This window comes from Citrobacter telavivensis (assembly GCA_009363175.1).
Lineage (GTDB): Bacteria > Pseudomonadota > Gammaproteobacteria > Enterobacterales > Enterobacteriaceae > Citrobacter_A > Citrobacter_A telavivensis.
The window spans coordinates 879,583-895,267 of the sequence record CP045205.1; the positions used below are offsets into that span (position 1 = coordinate 879,583).

A 15,685-nucleotide genomic window follows, 5' to 3' on the forward strand; every position below is an offset into this window, starting at 1 on the left:
ACGGGCGGATAGCGCTCAGTCAGCAATACGCAGTTTTCCTGCGAAATCCTGCTGTGTATAACCCGTTGTTTTAAATCCCTTATCCGTAATGACGTGATCAATCTCTTTGAGCGTGGCGATACACATCACGCCGTCCTGACCAAATTTAGTATGGTCGGCGAGAATCACGGATTTTTTACTCATTGCAATCATCGCTTTGGCAACGTAAGCCTCATCAAAGCTCTTCACGAGTATGCCATGCTGCGGTGAAATGCCGCCCGCACCGATAAAGCAGATATCGGCGTGAATCGCGTTAATCTGCTGGCATACCGAGACGCCCAGATTGGCGCGGAAATGGTAATCATATTCGCCGCCTAAGACATAGACACGCGCCTGGAGATTATGCTCTTTTATTTTATCGGCAATTAAGGCGGAATTGGTAATAACGGAAAATGCGAAAGGAGGTAAGTGTTCGGCAAGAATAAGATTCGTGGTACATGAATCAATAAACAGCGTATCGCGCTCGCTGACCATTCCCGCGGCGACTTTGCCAATTGCCATTTTTTCTTCACGATGCGCATCTATTCTTGCGCCAAATGCATCTTCCTGGACAACCTGTTTTTTGACTGCACCACCGTGAATTTTGGTGATCTGACCTTCAGACTCCAGTAAAGAGAGATCGCGGCGAATGGTTTCTGAGGTCACATTTAGCGTTTCTGATAATTTAATAACGGTCACTTCACCGAATTTGTTTAATTCATCAAGAATATGTTTTCTTCTTTTAATCGGGTTCATTATTTTCCGCCTGGGCCGAGCTTTGCCGCATGGTAACTGGATGCGCAGAGCAACGCAACCACTCCAGCGCACAGACGATACCCTCATCATCATTCGTGGTTGTCACATAGCGGGCCTGACGTTTCACACTCTCTGGTGCGTTGCCCATCGCGATGCCGAACCCGGCAACGGCAAACATACTGACGTCGTTCTGCTGATCGCCAATGGCGGCAATCTCTGCGGTAGGTCGATTTAATTGCCGGGCGATTTCATTTATCGCATAGCCTTTATTAATCTCGCTACGTTGAATATCAATATAATTGCCGCCAGTGATCGTCGCCTTATAGTCATCAGGCAGCAGGCTGTTTATTTTCAGGCACAGATCGTCGATTCTGTCGTGTTCTGCCACCAGCGTGATTTTAAATATATCGCGACGATTAAAGATATTCCCTGGTGCGGCGTTAATAAGTGGTAACTCAAATAAGCTGGCCTCATACGATGTCCACGGAGCGATAAGGCGATCGTAACGGTGATAAATTGCCTGTGGAGTAAAAAAATGGTGAGGATAGCGGGACAGCGAAATATGCCGGTCAATATCTCTGAGATCCATTTGGGTGAGCGCGGCAGAATGCAAAATGCGCTGCTGCGCCGTTTCAAGAATTTGCCCGCCGTTGAAGCCGGCGCACCAGCCAAACAGCGTCTCAACCTGCTGCTGTTGTAACAGGCGCGCCATGGAGGAGACCGGTCTGGCGGAACAGGCGGCCAGCAGACCGCCGTGCTGGCGAAATTCAACCAGCGCCTGACGCGTACGTGAACTGATGGTCTTCTGCGACGTCAGTAATGTTCCATCCAGATCGGTAACCAGTAGCATTATTGTTCTCTGTGGTTATGCGTGCGCAATAAAGGGGGCTACGGCCTCTTTAGCGGCATTGCAAACCATATTGTCGATTGCCGTGCCGACGACCAGAATATTGACCCCGGTGTCCTTAAACGCTTTGGCATTGGCGAGGTTAATTCCGCCTTCTGCCAGCGTCGGGACGTCCACCGCGCTAACCAGCGCCCGAAGACGGTCTTTAATCATCTGCGGGATATCGCCTGCCGCCACGCCCTCATAGCTCATCCCGGTCATCAGGCCGATCATATCGACCCCCATCTCCTGCATGCGCTTCGCCACGCTGGCGACCTCTTCCGGGGTGCGTGCCGGAATGCCGAAGGTATGCAGGTCATCCGGATGACCAATGTAGGCGTCAACGGTCAGGCCATATTCATGGGCGAGGTTGACGATGTCCTGCAGGTCGTCCCAGTCAGATTTGTGGGTGTGTAAACCGTCGGCCCCGGCGCGGGCAATCTCCAGAATCTCCGTTTCACTGAGCGGCACGGGCAGCGTTTCGGTAAACCCGCCCGCAATACCCACGGTGATGAAGATGTCGTCCGGCACCACATTACGCACACCGTGTACCGCTTCTGCCATCTGACCGTTGGTGATTTCGTGGCGGATTTGCTCCGCAGCGTGCATGTTGCTCACCCCCTTGTGTCCGCGAGCCAACGCCAGTGCCGGATGGTTGGGCTCCAGCAGTTTCACGCCTGCTTCACACACCGCTTTCGCCAGGCGCGCATCGTCGCCGGTGATCCCCGTACTGAGGATGGTTTGCCCGCCGTGCAACGCGATGGCATCTTTCACTTTCTGTAACGCTTTGGCGCGTTTTTTATTCATATCGCCTTTAAACATGGTGTACCTCTGGTGTTGGTGCATTAATTAACGGGCAGACGGCACAGATTCACTCTGTACGACAGCCTTAAAACGGTTCGCAACGATGGTGGTAATGCAGGTCATGATCATGACGGTGGCCATCACGATAGCCATCTGCAGCGCATTGCTGGATAAGAACGGTGAGGCGAAAGCCGGAACGTAGGCCACCCCTTTGACGTTAAAGAAGCCGAGCATCATGCCGCCCATTCCTGCCCAGAAAATGGCGGAGCCAAAGACGATTTTGTTGGCGAACATGAAGGGGTAGGCGGATTCCACGAAGGTCCCGAAGCCCAGGTTGATAAGCAGTCCTGGTGTGGCAACGGCCGCTTCGCTTTTTTCGCGTGGCGCGATGACGTTGGCCAGGTTGATACCGGCTGCGACCATGACCAGCCCGACCATGTCCACTGCACCGAGGAAGCTGACGCCGGATTTTTCCATCTCCAGCAGCACCAGTGGCAGGATGACCGCGTGATAGACGCCACCCAGAATGGCAGGCCAGATAACCAGACCGGCCAGCAGCCCGGCAAGAATCGGACTAAATGCCAGCGTGCTTTCGATAGCCAGTTTGATGTAGTTACCCGCGGAGAGCGCCAGTGGGCTCAACAGATAGTGCATGATCAAGCCGGCAGCCAGGCCCGAAATACCGCCAGCAACGATGTTGACGGTGGTCATCGGGAAGCGCCAGTTCAGGCACAGTTCAAACAACCAGCGCACAAAAATCCCGGCCATCACGCCGCCAATAATCCCGCCGATCAGGCCGCCTTCAACAGAAAGCACCCCGGCGACGACCCCGGCCACAATAGAAACTTCATCAAGTTCGGAAATCTGTTTTGCCGCCAGCACAGCAACCAGCACCGGCAGCCCTTTCAGCAGGATTTCAAAGATATCGTTGAGTTTTTCCAGCCCGGGAATGTGGCTCAGGGCGAGTACGATCGCCATCGCGATAAAGCCCGGTAGCGCTGGAATCATGATGCTGCGAATGTTAAAGCGCTTGAGCAGGCTCTTTCCGGAACCGCCCTGTGAAGGTGACGCGCTGCCCAACTGGGGTTTGTACTTGATGCCCCAGTATTTACACAGCGAAGCCACGAAGGAGACCGCGCGGGTGCGGCTGGTGGTGCCGGTTGTGCCTGAAGTCGCGACCACATTGGCGCCTTTTGCGGCGACCAGTGCCATCGACGTGCCTCCGGTGCCGACGATAGGGGTTTTCATCTCCACGGCGGCATCAAAAACGGCCTGGTTTGCTTTTACCGGATCGGCGCTCATCACGACGATCCCGTCGATCTCACCACGGCGGATCATTCCGGCTATCCGACTATCGCTCTCGACGACGGAGGCATTCACCTCAGAGAGTTTGCCCTGGAAGATGCGTTGTGGTTTTGTTTGGTTTTCTGTGGTTAATGCATAGACGGAGGCGGGGGTGTCAGGTTTAGCGACATCCATCGAGGCATCTGCCGCGATGAACTGCACGGCGGCGACATCCACACCTGCGGCTTCGCACTGCTGATAAATCTCCTGGAGTAACTTTTCTGGCTCGGCGCCACCCAGGTTGTAGAGGTTGCCTCCACTGCTTCCAATAATCGCAATTTTTTTCATAGCGGCCTCAAAGGTAGGGTAAGGGGTTATCTGTGTTGTAGTGGAATCATATTCCCAATCAAAACAAAATAAAGCAACATGAAAAGATCGATGACAATAACCGATGAGACAATGTGACTGGCTTAATTTTATGAAAATTCAGGGGTTACGTTGTTTTTTGTTTTATGTTGTTATTTGTTGTTTTGTGATGCACTTCAAATACTGTACCGGGAGTTGAAGTACCAAAAGAAGGAATAACCTGGAAAGCGCCTCGCAGATTATGCCTTTCTGAAGTGACGATATGTCTTGCCTGAATTAGTTTACCCGAGCAGGGATGGTGCGCTTGTATTTTACTCAACAAATGCGTATAAAATTTTATACAAGGATGCGATATGCTGCTAAACAAGCAGGTACTTAGATCTGTTGCCTGGGTCGGGCATTCTTTCGAAGACTGCGCGATTTCCCGCCAGAGGTACGTAAAGATGCCGGTTACCCACTACATCGTGTCCAGGCGGGATTAGAGGCTGCTGACTGGAAACCGATGCCTGAGATTGGGCGTGGTGTTGAAGAGCTCCGATTACGTAATGAAGCTGGAGCATACCGGATTATCTACCTTGCCCGCTTTGAGGATACCGTCTATGTGCTGCACTGTTTCAGTAAGAAAACGCAGCGGACTTCCGGGCAGGATAAACACATTGCGCAGGTTCGCTTTCAGGCGGTCTGTCAGGAACACAGGAGGCGTCAATGAGCCACGAAGTGGATACTAAAATTCGTCATGTCACTTCTGCACAGGCGAATATTTTTGCTGAACCAGGCTTTGATGACGCAGAAGCCAAACACCTTCAACAAGACGCAGAACGTGAAGTGGAACAACTCATCCGTCTCAAACAACAGCTTATGCAGGAAATCGCTGTCTGGATTGAAGAAAATCACATGAAACAATCAGAGGCGGCGGTGAGATTAAATATCTCGCGGCCCCGCGTTTCCGATGTCGTTAACCAGAAAGCGAGCAAATTTACCCTGGATGCATTGGTCATGATGCTGATGAAGTTAGGAATACCGGTGACGGTGCAGGTAGGTTAGGCCCGGTTTTTCGTCATATCGGGCCTGTGCCTTTAACTTTCTTTAACCGTATTCCGTTGCGGCTTATCAATCGGTTTACCGGACCAGTAGCCGGCCAGCAGGGAACCGGAAAGGTTGTGCCAGACGGAGAACAGTGCGCCAGGCAGCGCAGCGAGCGGTCCGAAGTAAATTTTACCCAGCGCGGCGGCGAGGCCTGAGTTTTGCATTCCAACCTCGATTGCCAGCGTGCGGCAGGTTGACTCGTCAAAGCCAAACAGACGTCCCCCCCAGTAACCGCCGAGCAGGCCGATAGTGTTGTGCAGGATCACGGCGATAATCACCACGAAGCCGACGGACGCGATATGCGCCGCGGAACCCGCGACCACCGCGCTGATGATTGCCAGAATGCAGACCATCGAAAACGCAGGCAGGTAAGGCTCAACTGCCTTCACCACGCGCGGGAACAGGTGGTGGATCACCAGGCCCAGGGCAATCGGGATCACCACAATCTGCAAAATACTGAGCAGCATGCCCATCACATCAACCTGAATATGCGCATCGACATACATACGTGTTAGCAGCGGCGTGGCGACCACGCCCACCAGGGTGGAAACGGATGAGATCGTCACCGAGAGCGCCACATCCCCTTTCGCCAGATAGATCATGACGTTAGATGCCGTGCCGCTGGCCACGCTACCGACCAGTACCATCCCGGCAGAGAGTTCCGGCGGCATGTTAAACGCCAGCGCCAGTATCCATGCCGCGAGCGGCATCACCAGATAGTGCAGGAAGATCCCGGCCGCAACCGGCGCAGGGCGCGAAAGCACGCGTTTGAAATCATCCACTTTCAGATGAACGCCCATACCGAACATGATCAGCATCAGCAGTGTCGTCACCCACGGGCCGACAGGCGTAAAGGTGGTTGGCGTGTAATACGCAATAACAGAGAGCAGCAGCGCCCATAACGGGAACAGCCTGGTGAGAGTGGCGAGCATGTTGTTTTCCTTGCACGTATGTTGTGTTTGCTTGTTATTAACCGGTTGGGATCGAGCCCAACCATAGTTAGTTTTTATCGTGTGAAGGAATATTATTCAAACAAATTATACACTTTATCCTTCAAGCTGCCTCAGCGTTGGCTGTCTTCGTTCACCCCTGTCACTTACTTATGTAAGCTCCAGGGGATTCTCTCAGTTGCCGCCTTGATGCAACTCGAATGATTTTGTGTATATGCTCATGTTCTGACTTTGAGATTTTCCCAGCTCAGGCCGAACCGTGCGAGGTACTTACGCAGACGGTCGGCATCGTTGGGATTGGCTTTCTTCTGTCGGGAGACGGCGAAGAGTTCACGTCCGGCTTCGGACAACGATGCGCTGCGTCGGCATACCTCGAGCACCGTTTCCAGTTGGCGGCGGTCAAAGAGGTCGAGTTCCATCTCTCGTTCCGGTTGCAACGCCGTCTCCCCCCAACTCTCCTGCAAAAGCGCGATCTCTTCTTCGACGAGGGCGGGCGTAATACGCCCTTGCTCAGCCAGCGTTGCCATTCGCGCGACGGAGGAGCTCAGCTCGCGGAAATTGCCGCGCCACTGCGCCTGGGGCGAACAGGCAAACGCCAGATAGCGTTCGCGCGCCTCTTTATCAAAGCGGATCTGATTCTGTCGACTGCGGGAGAAACGTTGCAACTCATACTCAACGTTAGGGGCAATGTCTTCACGCCGCTGGGCAAGGCCGGGCAAGGCAAAGCGCCACATGTTAATACGTGCGTAGAGATCTTCGCGAAAACGCCCTTCGGCGACCCACTGTGGCATATCGCGATGGGTGCCGGCAATCAACTGGAAGTCGCTGTGCACCTCTTTATCTGAGCCAAACGGGAAGAAGGTTTTCTCCTCGATCGCTTTCAGCAGCATGGCCTGTTCGTCCAGCCCCAGTTCAGCGATTTCATCCAGAAACAGCACCCCGCCGTCGGCTTCGCGTAACAGTCCGGTTCGCGATGACAGGGCACCTGTAAACGCGCCTTTCACATGTCCAAACAGCGTCGACATAGCGTTATCGCCGCGCAGGGTAGCGCAGTTAACCGCTACCAGTTTTCCACCCACCAGATGTCGCGACTGGCGAAGCTGGAAAATCCGTTTGGCGAGGAAGGATTTCCCCGCGCCGGTCGGGCCGGTGAGCAGGATAGGATCGCCTGAGCGCAAGGCCACGCGCTCAATGCGGTCAATCAGTTTGTTGAAGGTAGCATTGCGCGTCTCGATACCGGCTTTGAGGAAGGAGACCGACTGCTGCTGCTCACGCTGAAAGCGACTGGTGAGCGTGGCATAGCGGCTTAAATCGAGATCGATAACCGAACAGGTGCCAGCGGCAACGTCCTCCGGTGGAGCGCCCTTCGGCGCGGGGCCGGTTTGCAGCAGGCTGGCGGGCAGATAGCGGGCTTCCGTCAACAGGAACCAGCAAATTTGTGCCACGTGAGTGCCGGTGGTGATGTGCACCAGATACTCTTCGTTCTCGGTATCGAAGGTGTAGTGCGTGGCAAAGTCGAGGAACGCGGCATAGACCTCTTCGAAATCCCACGGATCGGCAATGGTGATCGCATGCGGGCGGACCTGGGTATGTGGGGAGAGCAGGTTGATATCCTCCGCCAGTTGCTGACACATCCCGGCATCGCGTGGCTGGTGGATAAGCTCCAGTCGATCGACCGGGAAATCCGGCTGTTGACACAGTCCGACCGTTGGTCGCCATTTCTTGAGCCGGTTTGCCCGCTTGCCGCGTTTATCCAGCACCGTGCCCAGCACGCCAATCACCACCCGCCGCTTTTTCATGGTTTATCCCAAAAGATAAATATCGATATTGAAAGATAAAAAATACGGAAGGCATCTGCAATCACCATTATTGGCGATAAAAATTAATCCATTATTAATCAGATAATTAAAAATTAATTTTGTCTTTTTTTCGTTCTGGCACGCTTCTGGCAATAACACTCTCGTCAACACGTTGAAAGCGCAGGGGGTTAAACCCCGCCGGCACGTCAGGAACGGCAGCGGCTGTTTTCCGGAGGTGTTCCGTCAACCGATGACACCTGAACAATGGGTTCGATTCCCGATTCATTCTCCCAATGAAACTGGTTGTTAATCATAGAAATAAAAACGGGTACTGCGCAGTCAGCAGGCCCCAAAACAGGTTGCCGGTCACGATGCCGCGCCGCAGGCAAAAGGGAATTCCCCTGTAGCTTCGCCTCCGCACCCGCACCTGACTTTGATAAGGAAAAGAGAAAAATGACGAAGAAAATCACTATCCGCAAAGGACAATTAGGTCTGTTAGCGAAAAACGGCGACTACTATCAGGTTCTGGAGGCGGGTGAACACCGTCTGCCGTGGTTCAATACGCCAGAGGTGCTGGTGGTTAATCTGGACGGTAGCGAAGTGCCGGAAGCGCTGGCGAATTATTTACGCCGTTTTCAGCCGGACTGGGTAACGCGTTACGGTCTGGCCGTCGATCTTAACGACAGCGAAGCGGGGGCGTTATACATGAATGAGGTGTTGCAGGAGATCCTGCCGCCGTCCACGCGCCGTTTGTACTGGCGAGCCGACGAGGCGTTGAAACTGGTACGCATGGATACGCGTCAGGTTCAGGTGCCCACAGAGGTCATGAATGCGGTCCTGCAACCGCGACGTAACGGTGCGGTTAAAGGTCGTGAAGCGATGCTCACCGTGCAGGTTCCGGCCTGGCATGCGGGTGTGTTGAAAATTGACGGTGAGACGCAGGCGCTGTTGCCGCCGGGTCTGACGGCGTACTGGAAAGTGAATCATCTGGTTGACGCGGAAGTGGTGGATACCCGTTTGCAGGTACTGGAAGTGGGCGGTCAGGAAATTTTGACCAAAGATAAGGTCAACCTGCGTCTGAATCTGGCGGCGAACTGGCGTTACAGCGACGTGCTGCAGGCTTTTGCGCAGCTCACTAAACCGCTCGATCATCTGTACCGCGAACTGCAGTTTGCACTGCGTGAAGCCGTCGGGACGCGCACGCTGGATGAGTTGCTGGAAGATAAGCAGGTGATTGATGACGTAGTCAGCGCGCAGGTGAAAAAACGTATGGCGCCCTATGGCATCGACGTGGCCTCGCTGGGCGTGAAGGACATCGTGTTGCCGGGGGATATGAAAACGATTCTGTCCCGTCTGGTTGAAGCGGAAAAATCGGCGCAGGCCAACGTGATCCGCCGTCGTGAAGAAACGGCCGCGACGCGCTCGCTGTTGAATACGGCGAAAGTGATGGAAAACAACCCGGTAGCGCTGCGCTTAAAAGAGCTGGAAACCCTCGAAAGAGTGGCGGAGCGTATCGATAAAATCTCGGTATTCGGTGGCCTGGACCAGGTTCTGCACGGCTTAGTGAACATTAAAGGATAAGAAACATGGCACATAACGACTATGCGCTGTTGGCGTCGCAGAACGCGGCGCCGGTGAAAATGTGGACGCACGGCGTTCCGGTGGAGCCCGAAGCGCGCCAGCAACTGCTGAACACGGCGAAGATGCCGTTTATTTTTAAACACCTGGCGGTGATGCCGGATGTGCATCTGGGGAAAGGGTCGACCATCGGCAGCGTGATCCCAACCAAAGGGGCGATTATTCCGGCGGCAGTAGGGGTGGATATCGGCTGTGGGATGATCGCAGTGCGTACTTCGCTGCTGGCCGGCGATCTGCCGGATAACCTCAGCGGGTTGCGGAGCGCGATTGAGCAGGCCGTTCCACACGGGCGTACGAATACGCGCTCCCGTCGCGACAAAGGCGCGTGGGATACGCCGCCAGAGGAGGTGAGTACTCACTGGGGGATGCTGGCACCGCGCTTTAAGCGCCTGACTGACAAGTATCCCTCGTTGCTGAAGACCAACAACTATCAGCATCTGGGAACATTGGGAACCGGTAACCACTTCATTGAGGTTTGTCTGGATGAGCAGCAGCGCGTCTGGGTGATGTTGCACAGCGGCTCGCGCGGCGTGGGGAATGCCATCGGCAACGTTTTCATCACGCTGGCGCAGCAGGATATGCAGCAGCATATCGCGAATCTCCCGGACCGAAACCTGGCGTACTTCCAGGAAGAGAGCCAGCACTACAACGACTACATTGAAGCGGTGGAATGGGCGCAGGATTTTGCCCGGCAAAACCGGGAGGTGATGATGTCCCGTGTCCTGGCCGCGCTGTCGCGCATCGTGAGTAAACCGTTTATCACCCAGCAGGAAGCGGTGAATTGCCACCATAACTATGTGCAAAAAGAGCGTCACTTTGGTGAAGAGGTGCTGGTGACGCGTAAAGGCGCTGTTTCAGCGCAGAAAGGCCAGATGGGGATTATTCCGGGGTCGATGGGGGCGAAAAGCTTCATCGTGCGTGGGCTGGGGAATGAAGAGAGCTTCTGCTCCTGCAGCCATGGCGCAGGAAGAACCATGAGCCGAACGGCGGCCAAAAAACGCTTTACCGTGGCGGATCAGATCCGCGCGACGGCCCACGTTGAATGCCGTAAAGACAGCGAGGTGATCGATGAAATTCCAATGGCTTACAAAGACATTGATGCCGTGATGGCGGCGCAGTCTTCACTGGTGGAGATCGTGCATACGCTGCGGCAGGTGGTGTGTGTAAAAGGATAAAAGAAGATGGCGAAAAATGCAGTGAGTGCCGCGATGCGCGAACGGGTCGCGCGGCAACTCAAAGAAGTGGAAACGCGTTACGGCGTCAGGGTGCTGTATGCCTGCGAGTCAGGGAGTCGCGGCTGGGGATTTGCCTCGCCGGATAGTGATTACGATGTGCGGTTTTTGTATGTTCATCCGCCACAGTGGTATCTGCGGGTCGACGCGCCGCGCGACGTGATCGAGCTGCCGATAGACGATGAACTGGACGTGTGCGGCTGGGAGTGGCGTAAAGCGCTGGGACTGCTGAAGGGGGCCAACCCGACGCTGATCGAGTGGCTGGATTCCCCGGTGGTTTATCAGCAGGATGAGGTCACGGTCAGCGCACTTAAAACGATGATACCGCAGTGGTTTTCTCCACTTCGCGCACGTTGGCATTACTACTCGATGGCGCGAAAAAACTTTCGCGGCTATTTGCAGGGAGAAGAGGTGCGGCTGAAAAAATACTTCTACGTCCTGCGTCCGCTGCTGGCGGTGCGTTGGGTCGAAGCGGGTAAAGGCGTTCCGCCCATGCGCTTTGCCGAACTGCTGGCCGGAAGCGAACTGGAGGCGCCGTTACGTCAGGAGATAGACGAACTGCTGGCGCGCAAACAGCGTGCGGGAGAGGCGGAGTATGGTCCGCGCCGTCCGTTGCTGCATGCGTTCATCCACGCTGAACTGGCGAGAGGCGAAATCCCGCCCACGCTGCCGGACAGCCGGGAAGGCGACGTGAAGGCACTGGATAAACTGCTTTATGAGACGGTGATGGTATGACTACGTTGCCCGATGGCGCTGCGCTTATCGGGCCTACGTGGGCAAAATTTGTAGGCCGGATAAAGCGCGGAGCGCCGCCATCCGGCATTGAATCTATATCACTCAAACAAATTCTGGTGCAGTTTTTGCACCACTTGCTCGGCTTCGGTGCCAGGCACCAGGAAACAGAGGTTATGGCTGGAAGCGCCATAGCAAATCATACGGATATTGAACGGTTCCAGCACGCCGAACACCTCTTTGCCGACGCCGCAGGCTTTCGACAGATCGTTACCAATCAGCGCAACCAGCGCGAGACCCTCTTCAACCTCCACCCGACACAAGGCAGACAGTTCCATTAGCAGCGACTGCGTCAGCAGCGTATCGCCAGTGGAGGTCGAGCCGGTGGTATCCAGCGTTAGCGCCACGCTCACTTCGGAGGTGGTGATCAGATCGACCGAGATATTATGGCGTGCCAGAATACCGAATACTTCGGCCAGGAAACCGCGCGAGTGCAGCATATTCAGGCTGTGCAGCGTTAACAGGGTTTGTTTACGACGCAGCGCCAGCGCGCGGAACAGCGGTGGATTCTGGGTTTTATTGCAGACCAGCGTACCGCCCGCTTTCGGATCTTTACTGGAGCCGACGAAGACCGGGATATCGCTGCGCACGGCGGGCAGCAGGGTGGCCGGATGCAGCACTTTCGCACCAAAGGTGGCCATTTCCGCCGCCTCTTCAAAGGCGATTTCATCAATGCGCTGCGCCGCAGGCACCACGCGAGGATCGGTGGTGTAGATGCCCGGAACGTCCGTCCAGATATCGACACGCGCGGCATGGAGCGCTTCGGCCAACAGGGCCGCCGTGTAGTCGCTGCCGCCGCGTCCGAGTGTGGTTGTGCGCCCTTTGCCTTCGCTGCCGATGAACCCCTGAGTGATCACCAGCCCTTCGTTCAGACGTGGGGTCAGTTGCAGCGTTGCCAGTTCTGCCAGCGCCGCGACGTCAGGTTCGGCGCGACCAAAGCGATCGTTGGTACGCATCACTTTACGCACATCGAACCACTGCGCCTGAACGTGACGCTCACGCAGGATTTCAACAAACAGCAGAGTAGACATCAGTTCGCCGTGGCTGACCAGTTCATCCGTCAGCGCGGTGGAAGTGGCGAGTGAGGCCGCTTCCGCCAGCGTGGTGATATTTTCCAGCAGACGTTCGATCTCTTCACGAATAACGTTTGGATAACGCAGACGTTCCAGGATATCGAATTGAATTTTGCGGATAGCGTCGAGTTTCTCGAAGCGTTCGGTGGGTTCCAGACCTTCAGCCAGTGCAACCAGTAAATTAGTGATGCCTGCGGAAGCGGAGAGCACCACTAAACGCACGTTTGCATCGGAAAGCACCACGTCGGCGCTGCGGTTCATGGCATCGAAATCAGCGACGCTGGTTCCGCCAAATTTGGAAACAACGATTTCTGTCATAACAACCTCGTGTCAGGGAGTGAGAAAGCGACCTGGGCACAAAGGCAGAACAGAAACCGGTGCAGGCGCAAATACCGTATTTATAAATAAAATGTGTGGCCTGGACTGTCAACGCTGGGATTATGCGGATTTTTCATGCTGCGTTTAGCCTCAGTAATGGTGCTTATAACAACGATACTTTTCGGCGGCATTTGACCGTGGCCAGGCAACGGCACTAAAACAATCACACTTTTCTGTGACTGGCGTTACAATCGATCCCAGTCACAATTCTCAAATCAGAAGAGTATTGCTAATGAAAAACATCAATCCAACGCAGACCTCTGCCTGGCAGGCACTACAAAAACACTTTGATGACATGAAGGACGTTACTATCGCGGATCTGTTCGCGAAGGATAGCGATCGCTTCAGCAAATTCTCCGCAACGTTTGACGATCTGATGCTGGTGGATTACTCCAAAAACCGCATCACCGAAGAGACGCTGGCGAAACTGCAGGATCTGGCGAAAGAGACCGATCTGGCGGGCGCCATCAAGTCCATGTTCTCCGGCGAGAAAATCAACCGTACTGAAGATCGTGCCGTGCTGCACGTGGCGCTGCGTAACCGTAGCAATACCCCGATTATCGTGGACGGCAAAGATGTGATGCCGGAAGTCAACGCGGTGCTGGAGAAGATGAAATCCTTCTCTGAAGCCATTATTTCGGGCCAGTGGAAGGGGTATACCGGTAAAGCGATCACCGACGTGGTTAACATCGGTATCGGCGGCTCCGACCTCGGCCCGTTCATGGTGACCGAAGCGCTGCGTCCGTACAAAAACCACCTGAATATGCACTTTGTTTCTAACGTCGACGGTACCCATATCGCCGAAGTGCTGAAGAAAGTGAACCCGGAAACCACCCTGTTCCTCGTGGCGTCCAAAACCTTTACGACGCAGGAAACCATGACTAACGCCCATAGCGCGCGTGACTGGTTCCTGAAAACCGCCGGTGACGAAAAACACGTTGCGAAACACTTCGCCGCGCTGTCTACCAACGCGAAAGCGGTCGGTGAGTTCGGTATCGATACCGCCAATATGTTCGAGTTCTGGGACTGGGTGGGCGGTCGTTACTCGTTGTGGTCAGCGATTGGTCTGTCGATCATCCTGTCCGTCGGTTACGACAACTTTGTGCAACTGCTGTCCGGCGCGCATGCGATGGATAAGCACTTCTCGACCACGCCTCTGGAGAACAACCTGCCGGTGCTGCTGGCGTTGATTGGTATCTGGTACAACAATTTCTTCGGTGCAGAAACCGAAGCGATCCTGCCGTATGACCAGTATATGCACCGTTTCGCGGCCTATTTCCAGCAGGGCAACATGGAGTCTAACGGGAAATACGTTGACCGTAACGGCAACCCGGTGGATTACCAGACGGGCCCGATCATCTGGGGTGAACCGGGAACCAACGGTCAGCACGCCTTCTATCAGCTGATTCACCAGGGAACCAAAATGGTGCCTTGTGATTTCATCGCCCCGGCGATTACCCATAACCCGCTGTCCGATCACCATCCGAAGCTGCTGTCTAACTTCTTCGCCCAGACGGAAGCGCTGGCGTTCGGGAAATCGCGTGAAGTGGTTGAGCAGGAATACCGCGATCAGGGTAAAGATCCGGCCACGCTGGAACACGTGGTGCCGTTCAAAGTGTTCGAAGGCAACCGCCCGACCAACTCCATCCTGCTGCGTGAAATCACTCCGTTCAGCCTGGGTGCGCTGATTGCGCTCTATGAGCACAAAATCTTTACTCAGGGCATCATCCTGAACATCTTCACCTTCGACCAGTGGGGCGTTGAGCTGGGTAAACAGCTGGCGAACCGCATTCTGCCGGAGCTGAAAGATGATAAAGCGATTGAAAGCCACGACAGCTCGACTAACGGATTGATTAACCGTTATAAAAACTGGCGTTAATCTGGCGCAGTGCCGGATGGCGACGCTAATGCGTCTTATCCGGCCTACTCTCTACCGTAGGCCTGATAAGCGCAGCGTCATCAGGAAAGTTAATAATGAAATGAGCCGATATTATTATCGGCTTTTTTTATAAGATAATTCCGGTTGTCCGTGTTGTTTCCCGCAATTTTATATTGAGCATAATCCTAAAATAATAAATAACCGTAAAATAACCCAGTGTTATTTTAGGATAATACGGATCGTTTAGCTAAATGAATTTAATGTTAATATGCTGTTTTTAATGATTATTATTATTTTTATAAAAATGAATTGTTCAGCAAAAGTCCAATTATCCTAAAACCACCTTGCTATTTCCCCCTGCCGTAATTCGCATGCTTTAGTTGTGTATACTCGATCCCGCCCGAAATGCTTTTGGGTAAATCTCCATTCATTCAATGAAGGGAAATTGTTATGAAAAAAGTTCTGTATGGCATTTTTGCCATATCTGCGCTTGCGGCGAGTTCTGTCTATGCAGCCCCCGTTCAGGTGGGTGAAGCGGCAGGGTCGGCAGCAACGTCGGTGTCGGCGGGTAGTTCCTCCGCATCCAGCGTGAGCACCGTAAGTTCGGCGGTGGGTGTCGCGCTTGCGGCAACCGGCGGCGGTGACGGTTCCAATACCGGGACCACCACTACCACGACCACCAGTACCCAGTAAGATCGGTACATTTAATCCTAACCACACTTCGGTGTGGTTATTTTGCCCCTC

Annotated in this window: 13 protein-coding genes and 2 pseudogenes; 7 read left to right on the forward strand and 8 right to left on the reverse strand. The window is 54.2% G+C overall.

What is annotated here, in order from left to right; translation table 11 throughout:
* Positions 1–15 precede the first annotated feature (15 nt).
* From GBC03_06395 to GBC03_06410, 4 genes are read right to left on the reverse strand one after another with little or no spacing between them, the layout of a single operon-like run.
* Entirely contained in the window at positions 16–774 is a 759-nt protein-coding gene (locus GBC03_06395) for a DeoR family transcriptional regulator (GenBank protein QFS69859.1), read from the reverse strand.
* Entirely contained in the window at positions 761–1,624 is an 864-nt protein-coding gene (locus GBC03_06400; protein QFS69860.1) for a Cof-type HAD-IIB family hydrolase, read from the reverse strand. The genes GBC03_06395 and GBC03_06400 overlap by 14 nt, the downstream gene beginning before the upstream one ends.
* A gap of 15 nt (positions 1,625–1,639) precedes the next feature.
* Positions 1,640–2,482: a histidine biosynthesis protein gene (locus tag GBC03_06405; GenBank protein QFS69861.1), complete on the reverse strand. Its 843-nt coding sequence runs from the start codon at positions 2,480–2,482 to the stop codon at positions 1,640–1,642.
* 27 nt (positions 2,483–2,509) lie between these two features.
* The gene (locus tag GBC03_06410) at positions 2,510–3,985 is read right to left on the reverse strand and encodes a PTS sugar transporter (protein ID QFS73929.1); all 1,476 of its coding nucleotides are present in this window, start codon (positions 3,983–3,985) and stop codon (positions 2,510–2,512) included.
* A 482-nt stretch (positions 3,986–4,467) separates the two neighbouring features.
* Here GBC03_06410 and GBC03_06415 point away from each other — a divergent pair.
* Together GBC03_06415 and GBC03_06420 are read left to right on the forward strand one after the other, a co-directional pair.
* Positions 4,468–4,823, forward strand: a pseudogene (locus tag GBC03_06415) (type II toxin-antitoxin system RelE/ParE family toxin).
* Positions 4,820–5,158, forward strand: coding sequence for an XRE family transcriptional regulator (locus GBC03_06420; GenBank protein QFS69862.1), 339 nt, complete (start codon positions 4,820–4,822; stop codon positions 5,156–5,158). Before GBC03_06415 ends, GBC03_06420 begins: the two are co-directional and overlap by 4 nt.
* A 32-nt stretch (positions 5,159–5,190) precedes the next feature.
* Here GBC03_06420 and panS read toward each other — a convergent pair whose 3' ends face one another.
* The 3 genes and pseudogenes from panS to GBC03_06435 form a co-directional block, all read right to left on the reverse strand.
* Entirely contained in the window at positions 5,191–6,132 is a 942-nt protein-coding gene (gene panS, locus GBC03_06425; protein ID QFS69863.1) for a ketopantoate/pantoate/pantothenate transporter PanS, read from the reverse strand.
* A gap of 236 nt (positions 6,133–6,368) precedes the next feature.
* On the reverse strand, positions 6,369–7,949 hold the full coding sequence (locus tag GBC03_06430) for an AAA family ATPase (protein QFS69864.1): 1,581 nt from the start codon (positions 7,947–7,949) through the stop codon (positions 6,369–6,371).
* A gap of 106 nt (positions 7,950–8,055) precedes the next feature.
* Positions 8,056–8,263: pseudogene (locus GBC03_06435) on the reverse strand (hypothetical protein).
* 139 nt (positions 8,264–8,402) lie between these two features.
* Between GBC03_06435 and GBC03_06440 the strand changes: the two are divergent.
* From GBC03_06440 to GBC03_06450, 3 genes are read left to right on the forward strand one after another with little or no spacing between them, the layout of a single operon-like run.
* On the forward strand, positions 8,403–9,530 hold the full coding sequence (locus tag GBC03_06440) for a slipin family protein (protein QFS69865.1): 1,128 nt from the start codon (positions 8,403–8,405) through the stop codon (positions 9,528–9,530).
* A 5-nt stretch (positions 9,531–9,535) separates the two neighbouring features.
* Positions 9,536–10,762: an RtcB family protein gene (locus tag GBC03_06445; GenBank protein ID QFS69866.1), complete on the forward strand. Its 1,227-nt coding sequence runs from the start codon at positions 9,536–9,538 to the stop codon at positions 10,760–10,762.
* Between the two features lie 6 nt (positions 10,763–10,768).
* Positions 10,769–11,554: a nucleotidyltransferase gene (locus GBC03_06450; protein QFS69867.1), complete on the forward strand. Its 786-nt coding sequence runs from the start codon at positions 10,769–10,771 to the stop codon at positions 11,552–11,554.
* 98 nt (positions 11,555–11,652) lie between these two features.
* On the opposite strand, the gene lysC is transcribed toward GBC03_06450, so the two are convergent.
* Entirely contained in the window at positions 11,653–13,002 is a 1,350-nt protein-coding gene (gene lysC / locus GBC03_06455) for a lysine-sensitive aspartokinase 3 (protein ID QFS69868.1), read from the reverse strand.
* A gap of 292 nt (positions 13,003–13,294) precedes the next feature.
* On the opposite strand from lysC, the gene GBC03_06460 reads away from it, so the two are divergent.
* Together GBC03_06460 and GBC03_06465 are read left to right on the forward strand one after the other, a co-directional pair.
* Positions 13,295–14,941: a glucose-6-phosphate isomerase gene (locus GBC03_06460; GenBank protein ID QFS69869.1), complete on the forward strand. Its 1,647-nt coding sequence runs from the start codon at positions 13,295–13,297 to the stop codon at positions 14,939–14,941.
* Between the two features lie 450 nt (positions 14,942–15,391).
* The gene (locus GBC03_06465) at positions 15,392–15,634 is read left to right on the forward strand and encodes a hypothetical protein (protein QFS69870.1); all 243 of its coding nucleotides are present in this window, start codon (positions 15,392–15,394) and stop codon (positions 15,632–15,634) included.
* Positions 15,635–15,685: the final 51 nt, after the last annotated feature.

What these genes read in the sequence shown, in the direction of transcription:
- GBC03_06395 (QFS69859.1), bottom strand. Translation starts at nt 774, where the DNA reads ATGAACCCGATTAAAAGAAGAAAACATATTCTTGATGAATTAAACAAA.
- GBC03_06400 (QFS69860.1), bottom strand. Translation starts at nt 1,624, where the DNA reads ATGCTACTGGTTACCGATCTGGATGGAACATTACTGACGTCGCAGAAG.
- GBC03_06405 (QFS69861.1), bottom strand. Translation starts at nt 2,482, where the DNA reads ATGTTTAAAGGCGATATGAATAAAAAACGCGCCAAAGCGTTACAGAAA.
- GBC03_06420 (QFS69862.1), top strand. Translation starts at nt 4,820, where the DNA reads ATGAGCCACGAAGTGGATACTAAAATTCGTCATGTCACTTCTGCACAG.
- panS (QFS69863.1), bottom strand. Translation starts at nt 6,132, where the DNA reads ATGCTCGCCACTCTCACCAGGCTGTTCCCGTTATGGGCGCTGCTGCTC.
- GBC03_06430 (QFS69864.1), bottom strand. Translation starts at nt 7,949, where the DNA reads ATGAAAAAGCGGCGGGTGGTGATTGGCGTGCTGGGCACGGTGCTGGAT.
- GBC03_06440 (QFS69865.1), top strand. Translation starts at nt 8,403, where the DNA reads ATGACGAAGAAAATCACTATCCGCAAAGGACAATTAGGTCTGTTAGCG.
- GBC03_06445 (QFS69866.1), top strand. Translation starts at nt 9,536, where the DNA reads ATGGCACATAACGACTATGCGCTGTTGGCGTCGCAGAACGCGGCGCCG.
- GBC03_06450 (QFS69867.1), top strand. Translation starts at nt 10,769, where the DNA reads ATGGCGAAAAATGCAGTGAGTGCCGCGATGCGCGAACGGGTCGCGCGG.
- lysC (QFS69868.1), bottom strand. Translation starts at nt 13,002, where the DNA reads ATGACAGAAATCGTTGTTTCCAAATTTGGCGGAACCAGCGTCGCTGAT.
- GBC03_06460 (QFS69869.1), top strand. Translation starts at nt 13,295, where the DNA reads ATGAAAAACATCAATCCAACGCAGACCTCTGCCTGGCAGGCACTACAA.
- GBC03_06465 (QFS69870.1), top strand. Translation starts at nt 15,392, where the DNA reads ATGAAAAAAGTTCTGTATGGCATTTTTGCCATATCTGCGCTTGCGGCG.